This is a genomic window from Mesoflavibacter zeaxanthinifaciens subsp. sabulilitoris, from assembly GCF_014191595.1.
In the GTDB taxonomy this organism is placed as follows: Bacteria; Bacteroidota; Bacteroidia; order Flavobacteriales; family Flavobacteriaceae; genus Mesoflavibacter; species Mesoflavibacter zeaxanthinifaciens.
In genome coordinates this window covers 229491-242898 of sequence record NZ_JACHWV010000002.1, presented here as the reverse complement: position 1 = coordinate 242898, position 13408 = coordinate 229491, and the positions used below count along the sequence as shown (strand labels likewise).

Annotated in this window: 11 protein-coding genes and 1 tRNA gene; 5 read left to right on the top strand and 7 right to left on the bottom strand. The window is 32.7% G+C overall.

All coding sequences use genetic code 11. The features are described 5' to 3' along the window. Nucleotides 1–6 precede the first annotated feature (6 nt). Nucleotides 7–990, bottom strand: coding sequence for an AAA family ATPase (locus FHS04_RS03910; protein ID WP_106680528.1), 984 nt, complete (start codon nucleotides 988–990; stop codon nucleotides 7–9). A gap of 252 nt (nucleotides 991–1242) precedes the next feature. Further along, the gene (locus FHS04_RS03905) at nucleotides 1243–2313 is read right to left on the bottom strand and encodes a toxin-antitoxin system YwqK family antitoxin (RefSeq protein WP_183408363.1); all 1071 of its coding nucleotides are present in this window, start codon (nucleotides 2311–2313) and stop codon (nucleotides 1243–1245) included. A gap of 391 nt (nucleotides 2314–2704) precedes the next feature. On the opposite strand from FHS04_RS03905, the gene FHS04_RS03900 reads away from it, so the two are divergent. Further along, entirely contained in the window at nucleotides 2705–2953 is a 249-nt protein-coding gene (locus FHS04_RS03900) for a helix-turn-helix domain-containing protein (RefSeq protein WP_106680532.1), read from the top strand. Between the two features lie 184 nt (nucleotides 2954–3137). On the opposite strand, the gene FHS04_RS03895 is transcribed toward FHS04_RS03900, so the two are convergent. Continuing rightward, the gene (locus FHS04_RS03895) at nucleotides 3138–3398 is read right to left on the bottom strand and encodes a hypothetical protein (protein ID WP_146131321.1); all 261 of its coding nucleotides are present in this window, start codon (nucleotides 3396–3398) and stop codon (nucleotides 3138–3140) included. A 202-nt stretch (nucleotides 3399–3600) separates the two neighbouring features. Here FHS04_RS03895 and FHS04_RS03890 point away from each other — a divergent pair, with 202 nt between their 5' ends. After that, entirely contained in the window at nucleotides 3601–6093 is a 2493-nt protein-coding gene (locus FHS04_RS03890; RefSeq protein ID WP_106680536.1) for a hypothetical protein, read from the top strand. Nucleotides 6094–6327: 234 nt separating this feature from the next. On the opposite strand, the gene FHS04_RS03885 is transcribed toward FHS04_RS03890, so the two are convergent. Then, on the bottom strand, nucleotides 6328–6750 hold the full coding sequence (locus tag FHS04_RS03885; RefSeq protein ID WP_106680538.1) for a hypothetical protein: 423 nt from the start codon (nucleotides 6748–6750) through the stop codon (nucleotides 6328–6330). A 12-nt stretch (nucleotides 6751–6762) separates the two neighbouring features. Then, entirely contained in the window at nucleotides 6763–7509 is a 747-nt protein-coding gene (locus FHS04_RS03880) for a class I SAM-dependent methyltransferase (protein WP_106680540.1), read from the bottom strand. Between the two features lie 443 nt (nucleotides 7510–7952). Between FHS04_RS03880 and FHS04_RS03875 the strand changes: the two genes are divergently transcribed. Further along, nucleotides 7953–9974, top strand: a complete 2022-nt coding sequence (locus tag FHS04_RS03875) for an FG-GAP-like repeat-containing protein (protein ID WP_106680543.1) — start codon at nucleotides 7953–7955, stop codon at nucleotides 9972–9974. Nucleotides 9975–10905: 931 nt separating this feature from the next. Next, nucleotides 10906–11106: a hypothetical protein gene (locus FHS04_RS03870; protein WP_106680547.1), complete on the top strand. Its 201-nt coding sequence runs from the start codon at nucleotides 10906–10908 to the stop codon at nucleotides 11104–11106. A gap of 44 nt (nucleotides 11107–11150) precedes the next feature. Here the strand turns inward: FHS04_RS03870 and FHS04_RS03865 are convergent, their stop codons facing one another. Further along, nucleotides 11151–11540, bottom strand: a complete 390-nt coding sequence (locus tag FHS04_RS03865; RefSeq protein WP_106680549.1) for a helix-turn-helix domain-containing protein — start codon at nucleotides 11538–11540, stop codon at nucleotides 11151–11153. Nucleotides 11541–11768: 228 nt separating this feature from the next. On the opposite strand from FHS04_RS03865, the gene FHS04_RS03860 reads away from it, so the two are divergent. Beyond that, nucleotides 11769–13322 (top strand): recombinase family protein, encoded by a 1554-nt coding sequence (locus tag FHS04_RS03860; protein ID WP_106680551.1) that lies wholly within the window; start codon nucleotides 11769–11771, stop codon nucleotides 13320–13322. Here the strand turns inward: FHS04_RS03860 and FHS04_RS03855 are convergent. After that, nucleotides 13288–13361: transfer RNA gene (locus FHS04_RS03855), tRNA-Asn, on the bottom strand. The two genes, FHS04_RS03860 and FHS04_RS03855, sit on opposite strands and share 35 nt — an antisense overlap. Between the last annotated feature and the right edge of the window lie 47 nt (nucleotides 13362–13408).

Sequence of the window (13408 nt, the reverse complement as noted above, 5' to 3'; positions counted from 1 at the left end):
TCTTAATTAAAATTGTTGTTTTCTTTTGTTTATAAATTTAAGAAGAGAAGGGATTGAAACCTTATCTTTATTTAAAACTATCATTTCTTTGATAGCATCTTTACAAGCACTCGATATATCAGCAAAACTTAACCCTTCTGCTTCTTTAACAACAGCTTTTAGGTTTTTACTATTAGTTAACATATATCCTTTAAATTGTATATTGATTAGTTCCAAAATTTCATTTTCTTTTGGTAATGGATATTGAATAATATCATCGAATCTTCTGAATAAAGCTTTATCCAATGACTCAGGTAAATTTGTTGCCGCTATCAATAAACTATTTGACTCATCTTTTTCAATATTCATCAAAAAACTATTTAACACACGCTTTATTTCTCCAACTTCATTTCCATAACTCCTGTTAGCTCCAATTGAATCAAATTCATCAAAAAGATAAACTGCTCTGTGTTGGTACATAGAATCAAAAATTAGCCTTAATTTTGCTATGGACTCACCCATATATCTGGAAATTAACCCATCAAGTCTTATTATAAATAACGGGACCTCTAAATCTCCTGCAATAGCTTTTGCTGTCATGGTTTTACCACAGCCAGGCGGACCAACTAACATTAATTTTCTTCTAGGCTCTAAATTATGTTGTAATAACTGATCAAATTTTTTTTGCTCAATTAGTATCCTATTAAGAGATTCTTTAACATCCCTAGAAAGCACCATGTCCTTAACTTTGATATGAGGACGATATATTTCAAGTAAATCTTTTAATTCTTTTTGGGCTTCATTAACAGGAAGAGTTCTTGTTTTAGAAACTGATTGAGTACTTCTTTGAATTTTAATTTTATCAATTAACACCTTTAGTTCCAGTGCTAATTTGGCATGGCCTTTTTTAGCTTCTGAAGCTGCAATTTGCATTGCCGTAGAGTAGAATCTGCTTTCATCTTCATCTCCATAACTTTTAAGTAATGCTATAATTTTTTCAGCTGCTGCCATTTTAAATAGTTAAGAATTAAGTCTATAAAAATATGTTGCAATAATATACAAATATATTTTTATTACATCGTTAAGAACGATAAAAATTACATCTTAACTCATAGTCTATTTTTTAGAAAGCTGTTTAACTTAACTAGTTTTTTCTTAGGAACTTAAGTAGTTAACTCACATCAAAAAACCTCATTAATTCTATTTAGACCATTCTAATGTAATAATTGATTTAAATTAAAATGTGTTAATTATCTATTTTTATCATTTACCATCTCTAACAACTTGATCAAGAATATTATGTCTATCTTGTAAAGAAGTTTTACGCCCCTTCTTATCATAATAGTTATGAATGCCTGCTTTATAATCATAGCCATTAGATGTTAGATGACCATTGTCCCATTGATGTAAGATGTAGATAGGCATATTAAAAGGTTCACGCCTTCTGTTGGTTGCATAACGCCACCATACTTTAAAATTACCATCATATTTTCCGTTTACACATTGACCCTCAATTTTCCACCAACTGCGAGGCATCTGGTTGACCTTATAATCTACAATCTTTGGATTTTCAGAAGGAAACATACCATTACCATTGTAGAGTTCAACTTTACCATTCAGTTTACCGTTTTTATAGAAGATTCTTTGTTGTAAACTACTTGTCTTGGTAACATTCTTTTCTTTATAATAGCTTTTAGCTTCGCCATCTAGAATATTGTTCTTGTAGGTCAATTCCTTTTTGATACTGCCATCTTCCCAGTACCATTTAAAATTACCTTCTCTACTATCAGGTTCAATTGAGGAAAAATACCCTTCAGAAAATTTATTGCCATTTTTATAGTAAAAAACCGCATTGGTACTTGGCTTACCATTGTCATCAAAACTGACACTGCTTCGGTAAGCCGATGGCGTATCAACAATCTTCCAATCTGATGACCAGTAGCGTTTCCATGTTCCTTTGTTTATTTTACTATCTGTTGATGTGTGAAATACATGACGTTGAATAGAACCATCTTCATTGTAGGTAATATGGTCTCCTGTAAAGCTTCCGTCTTCAGTTTTAGTGTAAGTCAACCTATTGTTACCATTTTTCCAGTAGCTTTCAAAAAAGCCTATCTTTTTACCGTTTCTGTATTCTGATCGTTCTTTAGGATTCCCGTTTTTGTGATGCGAGATATAGTTACCATGTCTCTTGTTACTGTCATAGTATGTCTTAACATAAAGGCTTCCATCTTCAAAAAACTTCTCATAACTCCCATGACGCATATCGTTCTTATAATGAATCTTTGATTTGATGTTGCCATTCTCATAGTAAACCTCTGAAAGTCCATACATCTTTCCGTTTACAAATTCATTGTTAATTAACAAGGTGCCGTTCTTATGATATTCCTTCCAGCTACCATGTTTTAGACCTTTACTATAGTTACCTTCGATGAGCTTTTGTCCGTTTGGTAGTTTGAGAATGGCTTTTCCTGTAAAGGGTTTCTGTTGGTTGACCTCGTACATGACACCGTTTCGTTCAGCCAACTTATCCATGTCCACTTGTCTTTGTGAACATGAGACCATTGGAATGAGTAGAATGAGCATTAGTAGTTTTCGCATAGTATTGATTTTTAAACGTTAAACAAGACAAACATAATAAAAATGTTTATATATGATGTATTTTATTTTAGGTAATTTAAGAGTTATGAAAAACCCAACTTTGTTTATCTTAAAATGATAAACAGTGGCAAAACAAAAAAATACCCCAAAAAAAATACTTGACTCTCGTATTCTAAAAATTGCAGAAAAATTAGAACGAATACGTATTGAAAAAGGTTTTACCTCTTATGAAAACTTCGCCATAGAGTATGGCATTTCAAGAATGCAGTACTGGCGCATGGAGAAGGGGACTAACTTTACTTTTCACAGTCTACTCAAAATATTGGATGCTCATGAGATGACACTAAAAGAGTTTTTTGAGGATATTGAATAATAAAAAAGACCATAACGATTTATGGTCTTTTTTATCAATAGAATTCAGATAACGAATACAACACCTTGTTTTTTTAATTAGAGTACTTGTCTCTGTTTGGAGTAAAGTGATCTGGTTAAAACCTCACAAGATATTATACTTCCTCAGTCATAATCAAAACTTAAAAAAGAGTTTAATTGCTCTTTTATTTTTTTAAACTTTTTAAATAATCATCATACCTTAACGCAAATGGGTTCTGTTCTACTATTTTTCTAGTGTCAGAGTCTTCTATTATTCTACCACAATTTTGGCACGCATAATGTCCTTGCCAGAGGGAATGAGTCGTTGGTTCTATAAAATTACCTTTCTTATCACAAGTTTGAAATCCTAAATCCATGGTGTCATTCCCACAAATACAAATCCAATGCTCTTCATTTCCTTTTAAATATAACTGTTCGGTACTCATACTATAATTACAATCAAAATAGACATCGATTAATAGATCTAAGCGTTGAACATAAATCATCCGATACCTATTACTAGTCTTAAAAACTAATAAAATGTCAACACCTCTAGTATATCATGATTCATTCATTATAAGAACATATTGAAAAACTTTAGACACTTTGATATGATATCTGTATTATCAAATTTTTAATTTTTAAAACATGAAAAAACTATTTCTATCATCTCTAATTGCTGTATTTGCTTTAACTTCAATACCCGTATTTGCAGCTTCTCAAGTTTGGAACTTTGATACACCTGCAAATTACTCAATATCAGATAACACAAAAGCTGAAATCAATAATAGCCTAGGTGCCTTAAAAAAAGACTATAACCCTAAACATGTATCATCTATCATAAATTCAAGTTCTCTCGATGGTGCATATGGAATTGATGTATCTGGTAATTATGCATTCGTAGCTGCCCGAAACATTAACCGAGTTCAGGTAATTGATATCTCTGATGTTAATAATCCTCTTGAGGTAAGTTTTATTGATCTTACTCCTTTTGGAGTAGACCACGTCGTGTCTTTAAAAATTCAAGGAAACTATGCCTATGTTACCGCAATTAATACAGATTCATTATCAATTATTGACATCTCTGACCCATTAAACCCAGTTCATATAAGCACTTTATTTGATGACCCTAGCTTATACATTAATGGAGCTTCAGGACTTGATGTGTCTGGAAACTATGCCTACGTTACAGGTACATTTGAACATAGTTTACAGATCATTGACATCTCTGACCCATTAAACCCGATTGGTGTAGGTTACATTTCTGATACTGCATCTTTAGGTTTAAGTTACGCTGCCTCAGTTAATATAGAAGGAAATTATGCTTATGTAGGAAGCCTTATTGATGATGCATTTCAAGTAATAGATATCTCGGATCCTTTAAATCCAATTAGTCTTGGTGTTTTGTTTGATAATCCTAGTCTAGAATTAGATGGTGTAACTATTGACGGAAGTGTAGCTATATCAGGTAATTATGCTTATGTAGTGTCGTCTATAGATGATGGTTTTCAGGTAATCGACATCTCAGATTCGTTAAATCCAGTTGGTTTAGGTAATTTAACAGATGATGCTGTGCTCGAACTTGATGGGGCTGAATATGTTAAAATTCAAGGTAATTATGCTTATGTGAGTTCTCAGGTTGATGATGGGATACAAGTAATTGATATCTCTGATCCATTAAATCCAATTGGTGTGGGTTCAATAACTGATGACGGGACTACTGCTTTAAATGGAGCAAGAGGAATCTTTCCATTAGGAGACTATCTCTTGGTAAATGCTTTTAGTGAAGACGGATTTGAGATACTTGATATTTCCCAACCCTACTATACTGATTCACCATATCTAGAGTCCAATACAGGATTTACATATACACAACCACTACAAATCTTTACAGAAACTCTTGGAACAAATAATAATGGAACCACAGGTTACCAAATTTCTTCTGATAACGGAACCACATGGCAGTACTGGAATGGTTCTGCTTGGACTGCTACCATAGCAACAGACGGAACAGAGACATCAACAGCAACTGAAATCAATAGTAACCTTTCTAGCTTTGACGCTTCTGGAACCTTTGTTTGGCGTGGGTACCTAACTTCAGCTACAGGAGTTGAGGCTGTTGAAATTGATCAGATACTTGTATCAGATAGTCTCACAGATACCGATAATGATGGTGTTCCAGATGATATTGAAATTGCAGAGGGGACTAATGAAAATGATCCAATTGATTACACTGATACTGACGGAGATTTAGTACCTGACTATGTTGAAGAGAATGATTCTCCAGCAACAGATCCTAGTGATAGTCTAAGTTTTACCGATACAGACGGCGACGGTGTTCCTGATTATGTAGAAACAACTTATCAACCTAATAACGGTGATCCTGCTACTGATGAAAATGATGGAACAGATTACCAAGATACCGATGGTGATTTAGTACCGGACTATGTAGAAACAATAGTTGATGGGACTGATGAAACTAATGAAACTGATTTTATTGATACCGATTCAGGAGGAGTTCCTGACTATATAGAAACAATTCTGTTCCCCAATGAAGGAGTGCCTGCTACTGATGAGAATAATGTTAATGATGATACTCAAGATACCGATGGTGACGGTGATACTGATTATGAAGAACTTCAAAATGGTACTGACCCATTGGATGAAGATGATCCACACCCATCATCTGGTGGAGGTTCATCTGTTCACTATACTTGTAAGGATGAGTCAGCTACCAATTACAACGCATTTGGCCGCCACAAACAATCATTGTGTGAATATGATACTGAAACAGTAATTCCAACCCAAGATAATCCTTTTGGAGGCGAACAATGTCCAGCACACCTTATTATCCACGATTTCATGAAGTATGGAGACACTAATGGACACTATAGTAGTTACAATAAAGGAATTGTAAGTGAAATATCAATTCTTCAAGCACATATTAATCGATTGCTTATCGAACAATATGGTCCACAAGCAGCTGGTCCAGTAGATGACTACTTCCGCTCACTGACCCATAGAGGGGTAGAACGTTTGCAAACAAGACTGAATACCCTCTTAGAAGGTCAAATTACACCACTTGTCATCGATGGTATCGTTGGGCCATTTACCCGTGCAGCTATTAATATGAGTTGTTAAAACTATTAATTTAGAAAACAGGTTTTTACCTGTTTTTTAAAATTAAATACTAAACTTCATAAACTGACTCCGTAAATATTTTTTCTCTAAAGCTAGATAGATTGCAGTTGTTTTAATATCACTGTGAACTAAAAGACTATAAATACCAACATTAACAATGGGGCACAATTGTTACGAAAGCTAAAACAAAAAGCCTATCGAAATAGACTTTTCGATAGGCTTGTATTTAATTTTTTACAAAGCAGGAAGATTATATTCGAAAGTAGGTAAACCTTTTTCTCGGATAATATTACACTCTCTTATTGATTGATCACCCATACCAATGCGAATCATACAATCAAGATTAAGTAGGAACTCCTCGCTTTCATCTCCCCAATTATCACCAATAATGATTTGTTCATCAACTGGAAACAGTGGGTAATTGTTAGCCAGACTACAAGCTACTCCCTTAGTGCTCCATTTACGTAAAATAGCTTGTTCATATGCTATTTTTAATACACCAACATTAGTAAGACCTGAAACAACCATTTTAGGTGTTTCTGGGAATTTTTTTTCAATAATATCGTAGGCTTCATTTATCATCTTATTTGCCAAGTGAATATCAAATTTTGTTGGAGGGCAATAACCCACTACTCCAATAAGTAATTTACTTTTCATAAAATATTCACTTTAGAGTTTTTGAAAAACACAAATTGTATCACCTCCTTTTTCAATAGGAGTTATTGGTACCAACCCCATTTTAATTTTACTTGCAATTGAAAGGTATTGCTTAAGATGAAATTTATAAACTTTTAAATTAGCCTCTCTAGTTTCTATTTCTGGATTATCTTTTGGATTTTCACTGAATTTAAAAACACAAATAAAAATCCCCTTAGGAGTTAAAACACGTGATGTTTCCTGAAATACCTTCCTTAAATCATCAAATGAACTTAAGAAGTTTAATGTGTAATCAGAAATTACAACTTCTATAGAATTATTTTCATATTTTAAACGACACATATCCATTTTTTCAACATTAAATTGAGGATATGGAAAAGTGGGTAGAGATGCTTCTCTTGGTGTTTTACAATCACCCCAAGAACTTTCTTTATCTAAATAATTCACATATTCCTCATGCAAAGCAACAGAAATGTCATTAATATCAATAATATTAACGATGTCATTTTGTATATTAGCTTTTGTTCTAAGATCAAATCCAATTTGTGTTACCGCATTAATATTTTTGGTAGTTGCAGAACCTAATACTAGAAAATTTATAGATTTTGGTTTTCGTAAGAAATCAAGAAGGTTATCTGGAAAAGAGAGTTTCTTCATTCTTCCTCTAGTAAGATTAAGGTCATAAAAACTACCATAATTATCATAATAGTTTTCAGCTGTTAATACAGTCTCAGCAGAAGTGTTTTTAGTATCTTTCATTTTTTTATATATTAATTTATCAATGTAGATTTTGGATTAGATAATCCAGATTTTTATAAATTCTAATACATATACAGCTGTTTGTAAAGGATAAACTTATTCATAACTTAAAGGTTTAGGTTAATTTAAAAAAATAGCTCATTTATTATCTCCTAGAGCCGTTTATTACATTGAGTATAAATAATTATATGTACTTACATAAATTTAAACGTCTTATTAGAACTAATCCCTAAAGTTGATTAATAGCGTTTTCACAAAATATTAGTTCGATGGATTAATTAATTATTAATGTCTCGTAAATGAGACATAATTAAATTCACTAACTCTAAGTGAATCCCTTGTTGAAATTTTGAGTCCTTGTCCTTCCTAGGCAAGGACTTTTTCTTGAAAAAGAAATGGATTTTGTTATGATTTAAACTATTAACCTTTGGTTTAAATTATTTATGAAAACAATCTACAAAACAACAATTTTATTAGCTTTTATTAGTCTGGCACAGTTGACCTATGCTGGGTTCGTATCTAATGACATTCCAAACGATCTTTTAAAATCCCGAGCTGTAGCTATGGGTGATGTTAATAATGATGGAAATATAGATATTTATGTAGGCAACCGTATTGAACAAAATAAACTCTGGTTAGGAAATGGAGATGGAACGTTTACAAATTCTGATATTTCTGGAGATGATACTGGTAATACTACAGATGTTGTTATGGCTGATTTTAATTCTGATGGAAATCTAGATATCTATGTACTGGAATGGTACATGAAAAACAAGCTTTGGCTTGGTAACGGTGACGGCACATTTACTAATGGTAATATTTCTACAGAACCTGATGAAGGTTCATCTGCTTATGGTGGTGTTGCAGTAGGTGACATTGATAATGATGGAGACATTGACATTTACAATGTTCCTTATGGAGCCTCAACCCAAAATACTCTATGGCTTAATGACGGTAATGCCAACTTCACACTAGGAACTACTATTCCTTTAGATGGTGTTGCTGTTTATTACGATGTGGTTATGACTGACTTAGATGCTGATGGCAATCTAGATATCTACCAAACTACACGTCAATACAATAAACAAAACAAGCTTTGGATGGGAAATGGGGATGGAACGTTTACTAACAACGACATCACCAATGACTTATGTTTAGATGCTAATGGTGGTTGTCCTGGAGGTAGTGTTAGTACTGGAGATATTGATAACGATGGCGATATAGATTTATATTTAACGGCTTATTACGATTATAGCTCAATGAATCTAAACAAGTTTTGGATAAATGATGGTAGTGCAAACTTTAGTTCACAAACCATAACAGATGATTATGGTGATACTGCTCAAGATTCAGAATTGGTAGACATTGATAATGATGGTGATTTAGATATCCTAATTGCCATGTACTATAACCGTCAAAATATTATCTGGATTAATGATGGTAACGGTAATTTTACTCAAGATAATATTATTGGAGATACGGGGTATTCTTTTAGTCTTGTAGTAGGAGATGTTAATAATGATAATGAATTGGATATTTATATAGCTAATGGAGATTACGGTATTGATGACAATAAGCTATGGTTACAAGATACACAAGCCCCAATAATTACTTTGAGTGGAAATGATCCTGAGACTATTGAAGTTGGTACTATGTATACAGATGCAGGTGCTTCATGTACTGATAATATAGATCCCACCTGTTCTGTGACTTCTGGTGGCACAATAGATACTTCAGTTATTGGCACTTATACTCTAACATATGATGCAATAGACTCCGTTGGTAATATCGCAACTCAAATAAGCCGAACAGTTCATGTGGTTAATACCGATATAGTCCCTCCTGTGATTACACTTAACGGTAATCATACACAAACCTTATATCTAAATGACACCTATACCGAAGATGGCGCTGTCTGTAGTGATGATAATGATAGCTCTTGTACTGTAATTATTACCGGAAATGTAGATACTACTGTAGAAGGTTCGTATATCATTTACTACGATGCTCAAGATATTTCAGGCAATGATGCACTTCAAATAACACGAACTGTCATTGTTAAGAAAAAATCATCAAGTAGTGGTTCTATAAAAGTTTCCAAAGCAACTCTAAAAGAGATTTTTGGCACATCTGAAGATACCACTATCGATGAGTCTCTAACTATCAGTGAGATTAAACCAAAAATCGGTGAAGGGAAGTTATGTGATGCACCTCATTTACTCACTCAAAACTTAAAAGCTGGTGCTCGCGATGGTTATTATCACTCTTATACTAAAGAACAAGTTAGTGAAGTTAAAATACTACAAACTCACATGAATCGTTTAGGTTTCAATAGCGGAGTTGTAGACGGAATCCTTGGACCGATAACTGATGGTGCTATTAAGCGTATGCAAATAACTTTAGGCATTTTTGCAGATGGTTACGTTGGTCCAATTACACGTGCTTTAATTAATACATCCTGTTAATTTGTTGGTGACTATTTCCTTATAATTTCAATATAGTATACTTATAAGGTGCCTAGGCACACAAAACTCTTTTTCATAAAAAGTAAATTCTTAGAAACAAAGACCTCAAAAATATAAGGTCTTTGTTTTTTTATTAGTCGCAAATAAAAAAGGGCTGAAATCTTCCAGCCCCAAATACAAATAAATTGTTCGCACGTTAAACTTTGAACCAAAAACGTACGAGTTAATTTTATCAAAAATATTGTGAATTTACAAGGGTTTTATGAAGAGTACAAAAACATTGATACTACTCAAAACTTTTAAAACTCAGATTAAGTCTATTAGTAAATTCTTTATTAATTTATGACTTGTTCTTCTTTTTTTAAGAATTAGATCAATTTAAAACTCGCTAAATTTAAAGTCTATAACATTTATTCAATTTACTTTTGTCACTTCAATATTTTTTTTAATTTTATATTAGAAAAATCTGTCAATCGACTAAGTCGATAAGATTACAACCATTAAAACTTGAAACGTTGAGCACAATCATTGTATTTAATACAAGTAAAATCTTATTTTTTAGGCGATAGGCAACTCACTTTTTTAAGAAGACCGTTTTCTACGCGCAAAATAGAAAACGGTCTTTTTTTATGGACTTAAATCAAAGAAAAATGAATTATAAATAAACAACATAGAGACATAAAAAAAGGGCTGAAATCTTCCAGCCCATGAATGAAATAAATTGTTCGTACGTTAAGGTTCGAATCAAAAAACGTACAGTTTAATTTTATCAAATATATATATTTGTTTCAAATTTATTCAACAATTTATCTAAAATTTAATATCTGTCAAGCCTTTAAAAGCTTGGCTTTGCTGGAAGGTTCATAGTCCTTATTTAAAATAATACTAGCATATAGTATGCTTTTCCTTTGTAATTTTAAATAATATAACTATGAAAACAGATTCTACTGAATTCCCGTTGATTATTCGCTGTTTTGGCGATTTGACCCTTATTCAAAAACAAAAGTGTTTTTTTGAATTAATCCTTAATGGTGCTGTTATTGCTACATCTGACAACTATACAGATGCTATTAAAAAGATGAATTATAAGTTTTATCAACTCATTGAACAACAAAACCGTAGACTCCTATAATAGTTATTTATTGTCAGCACTACTATAATCCATAGTAGTGCTGCTTAACGTTTCTTAAGCTTATCTAACTCTTCGAGCCTTTGTTGGACTTTAAACTCTTTAGCGTTTTCTAATTTATCCTTTTCAATTATGGTATTAAGTAATATCTCTACCACATTTTTATTGTAGTCAGACAAACTATTTATCATTTCTAACTTATCAAGTAATGACTTGTCCTTTACATGTCTTGATTTAAATAATTCTACGAAAGGAACCTCTATTGCATTCGCAATCCGTTCTATGGTTTCAATTGAAGGCGTCACCTTCATATTTTCTATTCTATTGTAAGTCGAAGCTAACATGTCGCTTCGCTCCGCTATATATTGTTGACTTATCTTCTTTTTCTTTCTTATCTGCTTAAGGTTGTTGGAAAGCGTCTCTTGTACTGAATTCATAGATCTCTAGTTTTATCAAACTTAAGTATAATTTATTATATATGCTAAATAAAACACTTAAAATTTGTTTTAATGTGTTTTAAAGCATATATTAGCGTATATTATGCATATTATGTCAAAAACAAAGCAAGACACTTACTCCTTTTCTAAAATTAACCTTAATAGGGTTAAGTCTAAGCTTTTGTTTTATGCCATAATTGAATACGAACGCTTTTTACAATCAAAATCATGTCCAACGCAATAATATACACTCGCGTTTCTACAGATGAACAAGCTAACAAAGGCTTTAGTTTACCTCATCAAAAACAAGTTCTTGAAATGTTTTGCCAACATAAAGATATTTCAATTCTCAAACACTTCAAAGAAGATTTCTCCGCTAAAAACTTTGACCGTCCTGTCTTTAAAGAAATTCTAACTTACATCGAAGCTAATAGAAAAAATATTGATTATTTCTATATTACTAGATGGGATAGATTCTCTAGAAATGTTGAAGAAGCCTATCGAATTATTCGTGAATTTAGAGAAAAGGGAATTGAAGTTAATGCTGTAGAGCAGCCATTAGACTTCTCTCAACCTGACTCCAAAGTCATGTTAGCAGTCTATTTAGTTATTCCTGAAGTTGAAAATGACAAAAATAGTATTCGTACCAAAGAAGGTTTACGTCGTGCTATGAAGGAAGGCTGTTTTGTTGGTTTAGCTCCTAAGGGTTACATTAACCATAGAAATCCTCAAGGAAAGTCAACCTTAGCTTTTGATGAAACTATGGCTCCTCTTATTAGAAAAGCTTTCTTAGATTATTCTAAAGGAATACTTTCTGCTGAAGAAGTAAGGAAGAAATACTATCATAAAGGATTAAAAATCTCTAAAAACACCATGCTTAACCTTTTAAAAAATCCTGTGTATTGTGGGAAAATATACATCAAACCCTGGAGAAAGGAAGAGGAAGTGTTGGTTCAGGGACTTCATCCAGCAATTATTGATGAGGATACTTTTGATAGTGTTCAACGTCTACTAAAAGGGAAACAGAAAGCTAAAATTCATAAGTTTTCTGAAATTGATGAAGAGCTTCCTCTTCGTGGCTATCTGGAGTGCAAGTCTTGTGGAAGGGCATTAACAGGTAGCGCTTCCAAGGGTAGAAATGGAAAACGTCATTTCTATTATCATTGTCAACCCAAATGTAAGGAACGTTATAAAGCAGATGAAGTCAACGCTCTTTTTGAAAACTTATTAAAGGAGTTTGTTATTAAGGAAGATGTGAAAAAACTCTACAAGGAACTTCTTGATGAAACTTTTAATGGAGAAAAGAAAGATAGGCAATTGCGTATTAAACAAATCAATAGGGAGCTAGAGACGCTAAACGCTAGAATGGAATCTATAGAGAATAAATTTTTAGATGATTTGATTGAGGCATCTATCTTTAAAACATTGAAACGAAAAACTCAGATGAAAATCAATGACCTAAAGAGTGAAATGACTAATATTAAAAGCCTTGATAAAAACATTGAAGAATATCTGAAACTTGGTATCTCATTTCTTCACGGTATAGACAGACTCTATAAAACTTCGCCTTCAAATATTAAAAAAAAGATTGTTGGTTCGATATTCCCTGAAAAACTCGTTTTTTTAGAAAACAAGTATCGAACCGCTAATTTGGATCCCTTCATCTCTCTAATCATTAGTAAACATGCGCCTTTCAAGAGATTGAAAATAAAAACACCCCGCCAAAATGACGGGGTGTCCATGAAAGCTCCCCCTCTTGGGCTCGAACCAAGGACCCTCTGATTAACAGTCAGATGCTCTAACCAACTGAGCTAAGGAGGAGTGTTTATTTTCGCTGTTGCGAGCGCAAATATATATGTTTTTTTAAA

Bases quoted from the DNA above. Each gene is read 5' to 3' on its own strand.
- FHS04_RS03895 (WP_146131321.1), bottom strand. From the start codon at position 3,398: ATGAGTACCGAACAGTTATATTTAAAAGGAAATGAAGAGCATTGGATT.
- FHS04_RS03880 (WP_106680540.1), bottom strand. From the start codon at position 7,509: ATGAAAGATACTAAAAACACTTCTGCTGAGACTGTATTAACAGCTGAA.
- FHS04_RS03905 (WP_183408363.1), bottom strand. From the start codon at position 2,313: ATGTATGGACTTTCAGAGGTTTACTATGAGAATGGCAACATCAAATCA.
- FHS04_RS03885 (WP_106680538.1), bottom strand. From the start codon at position 6,750: ATGAAAAGTAAATTACTTATTGGAGTAGTGGGTTATTGCCCTCCAACA.
- FHS04_RS03865 (WP_106680549.1), bottom strand. From the start codon at position 11,540: ATGAATTCAGTACAAGAGACGCTTTCCAACAACCTTAAGCAGATAAGA.
- FHS04_RS03910 (WP_106680528.1), bottom strand. From the start codon at position 990: ATGGCAGCAGCTGAAAAAATTATAGCATTACTTAAAAGTTATGGAGAT.
- FHS04_RS03875 (WP_106680543.1), top strand. From the start codon at position 7,953: ATGAAAACAATCTACAAAACAACAATTTTATTAGCTTTTATTAGTCTG.
- FHS04_RS03870 (WP_106680547.1), top strand. From the start codon at position 10,906: ATGAAAACAGATTCTACTGAATTCCCGTTGATTATTCGCTGTTTTGGC.
- FHS04_RS03890 (WP_106680536.1), top strand. From the start codon at position 3,601: ATGAAAAAACTATTTCTATCATCTCTAATTGCTGTATTTGCTTTAACT.
- FHS04_RS03860 (WP_106680551.1), top strand. From the start codon at position 11,769: ATGTCCAACGCAATAATATACACTCGCGTTTCTACAGATGAACAAGCT.